4 protein-coding genes are annotated in these 2,907 nt (G+C 49.0%); 3 read left to right on the top strand and 1 reads right to left on the bottom strand.

Annotated elements, in window-relative coordinates:
* Positions 1–6: 6 nt before the first annotated feature.
* The 3 genes from nfo to CAG65_RS15565 all read left to right on the top strand — a co-directional run bounded on the left by nfo (position 7) and on the right by CAG65_RS15565 (position 2,539).
* Positions 7–876, top strand: coding sequence for a deoxyribonuclease IV (gene nfo, locus CAG65_RS15575; protein WP_161454235.1), 870 nt, complete (start codon positions 7–9; stop codon positions 874–876).
* 347 nt (positions 877–1,223) lie between these two features.
* Positions 1,224–1,907, top strand: a complete 684-nt coding sequence (gene ung, locus CAG65_RS15570) for a uracil-DNA glycosylase (protein ID WP_021705967.1) — start codon at positions 1,224–1,226, stop codon at positions 1,905–1,907.
* A gap of 80 nt (positions 1,908–1,987) precedes the next feature.
* Positions 1,988–2,539: a hemerythrin domain-containing protein gene (locus tag CAG65_RS15565; protein WP_021705966.1), complete on the top strand. Its 552-nt coding sequence runs from the start codon at positions 1,988–1,990 to the stop codon at positions 2,537–2,539.
* Positions 2,540–2,586: 47 nt separating this feature from the next.
* Here CAG65_RS15565 and CAG65_RS15560 read toward each other — a convergent pair whose 3' ends face one another.
* Positions 2,587–2,766 (bottom strand): DUF3545 family protein, encoded by a 180-nt coding sequence (locus CAG65_RS15560; RefSeq protein ID WP_021705965.1) that lies wholly within the window; start codon positions 2,764–2,766, stop codon positions 2,587–2,589.
* Positions 2,767–2,907 lie beyond the last annotated feature (141 nt).

The raw sequence follows: 2,907 nt of genomic DNA, 5'->3' as shown, positions 1-2,907 counted from the left end.
GATTAAATGACACAGTGGAAAAAACGGGTGGGAGAGAAGTTTATCGGCGCGCATGTTTCGGCCGCTGGTGGGGTCGATAAAGCGCCGATTCGGGCACACGAAATCGGAGCCAATGCATTTGCCTTGTTCACTAAAAATCAACGCCAATGGAAAGCGAAGCCGCTCGATATCGCCACGATTGAGGCCTTCAAGACCAATTGTGCCCGATTCGGTTTCTCTGCTGAGCAGATTTTGCCCCATGATTCCTATCTGATTAATCTCGGGGCTCCGGAAGAGGAGAAGCTCAACAAATCCCGCGCGGCTTTTGTCGACGAATTTGAACGTTGTCATCAACTGGGTCTGACGCTACTCAATTTTCACCCCGGCAGCCATCTCAATCAGATTTCCGAGCAAGAGTGCCTGGCGAAGATCGCAGAATCGATCAACATCGCCCATCGATCGGTGCCCGAGGTGGTGGCGGTTATCGAGAATACGGCTGGGCAAGGGACCAACTTGGGCTGGCAGTTCGAGCATCTGGCGGAGATCATCGATCAGGTGGAGGATAAATCCCGGGTGGGCGTGTGTATTGATACGTGTCATACGTTTGCGGCGGGTTATGACCTGAGCAGCAAAGCGGCGTGTGAATCGACGTTCGCAAACTTTGAGCGAGTGGTGGGAATGCACTATTTGAGAGCAATGCACCTTAATGATTCAAAGATCCCGCTGTCTGGTCGGGTCGACCGACATCATTCACTGGGACTGGGGGAGATTGGTTGGGATTGTTTTGAGTATATTGCCAAAGACCAACGATTTGATGGTATCCCGTTGATTTTAGAGACAATCGATCCAAGTATCTGGCATCAAGAGATTCGTCAGTTGCGAGAGTTTTATCAATAAGTAAAAAAATAATTGGCTTTTTAAGCACTTGGCATCCATCTTTCATAATGTCACAGAAAGAAATACCCCATAAAAAAGGATGCCAAGATGTCTAAAGTTCCACCCGCAGTGTTTGCACGCCGAGTCATCGGTGCGGCGCGTCTTCCCCAACCCAATCGGCACATTCATGCTCACGGACATTTCCGTACCCCCCAGAGGAGTAAATAACGCCGCCGGATATTGTCACCGGCAGGACCGGTTTACGTTGTGCCCCACTACTTCGCATGATTCGAATCGGCGGCTCAGGGGCTTGTGCGTTGAGAGGCAGATTTGTATAGAATAGAGGCAAACTTTATCGGAGAGCCTCTATGACTAACTCATTGACCTGGCATGATGTTATTGGTAACGAAAAGCAGCAGGACTACTTTCAGCAAACTCTGGCGTTCGTAGAATCTGAACGGCACGCGGGCAAAGTGATCTTTCCACCAGCCAAAGATGTGTTTAATGCGTTTCGCTCCACTGAATTTGCTGACGTAAAAGTGGTGATTCTGGGTCAGGATCCATATCACGGGCCAAATCAGGCTCACGGGTTGTGTTTTTCCGTACTGCCCGGTGTGCGCACACCTCCTTCGTTGGTCAACATGTATAAAGAGCTGGCTCAGGATATCGATGGCTTTCAGATCCCGGCGCACGGCTATCTTCAAGCCTGGGCGGAGCAAGGTGTATTACTGCTCAATACGGTACTGACCGTTGAGCAGGGAAAAGCTCACTCCCATGCCCGTACTGGCTGGGAAACCTTTACCGACAAAGTGATTGAAGCGCTGAATCAGCATCAGCAAGGGGTGGTGTTTCTGTTGTGGGGTTCACACGCCCAGAAAAAAGGCCGTTTTATTGATCGCAACAAGCACCATGTCTTGGCGGCACCGCATCCATCCCCGCTTTCGGCGCACCGGGGTTTCTTCGGATGTGGTCATTTTTCCCAGACCAATTACCTGTTGACACAGCAAGGAAAAGCCCCAATCGACTGGCAAGTTCCATTGACAGTGGAGTGAGTGTTTTTCGACCAGTATCAAAGCGTGTTGCATCAATCTCTTATACACTTACAAAGCGTGGGTATTTAAGGAGAGATGCCATGATGATAGAGAGGATCCGCCGTGAGCATGGGTACATGATGCGACTGTTGGCGGTATTGCGCAAAAAAATAGCACTGCTTAAAGATGAGAAAGTGGTGAACTATAACCTGATTCGGGAGGTGGTCGACTACCTTGCCAACCATTCTGAGAAGGTGCATCACCCAAAAGAAGACATCCTGTATAACTACTATATGGAGAAATACGGTGCGACCCAGGACGTCCAAAATCTGGCAGAAGAGCATGTTGAACTGTCTCACCGGACGCATGAATTCTTGAATACCATCGACATGATACTCAACGATGCGATCGTGCCCCAGGATCTGTTTCTCAATCAGTTGGAAGAGTTCGTGGCAGCTCAGCGGCGGCATCTGGATATGGAAGAACAATCGATTTTGCCACTGATCGCCAATACCTTCAGCACCGAAGACTGGCAGCTGGTGGAATCACAATGGTGTGTCAATGAAGATGACCCGGTGTTTGGGAACACCATCGCCGAGCAATATCAGGAGTTGGCGCTCAGAGTCAGGCAGACGGATCAAGAATCCGTCTGAGTCTCACTGGTTGGGAAAACGAAAAAGGCGCCAAACGGCGCCTTTTTCTATAAATCAATGTCTTCCAGGTCAGCTTCAAAACCCATATCCATGAGCTCTTTTTGTAAGCGTTGTCGGTCTTTAATGGCTTCGATTTCCCGCCATTTACGTTTTACTGGCTTGGCGCGTCCTGCGCGGGCCCGCGGCATTTCCATTTCCAGATAATCGTCGAATTGAAAGCCTTCCATAAGCTCACCTCATTATCATTATTGTCCCTAAAACGGAGACTTCTTATTACCACATGTGGTTGAAGCGTAACCTTGATTTATTTCTCATTTGTTTCGTTTCGATGAAAGTTTTATGGGTTTTTGTATCGGTTTTCACAAATC

Origin of the sequence: Vibrio sp. V39_P1S14PM300 (genome assembly GCF_009904765.1) — a bacterium.
Classification (GTDB): domain Bacteria; phylum Pseudomonadota; class Gammaproteobacteria; order Enterobacterales; family Vibrionaceae; genus Vibrio; species Vibrio proteolyticus.
Note: the sequence above shows the minus strand (reverse complement) of the source record. Positions and strands in the feature narration are given on the sequence as shown.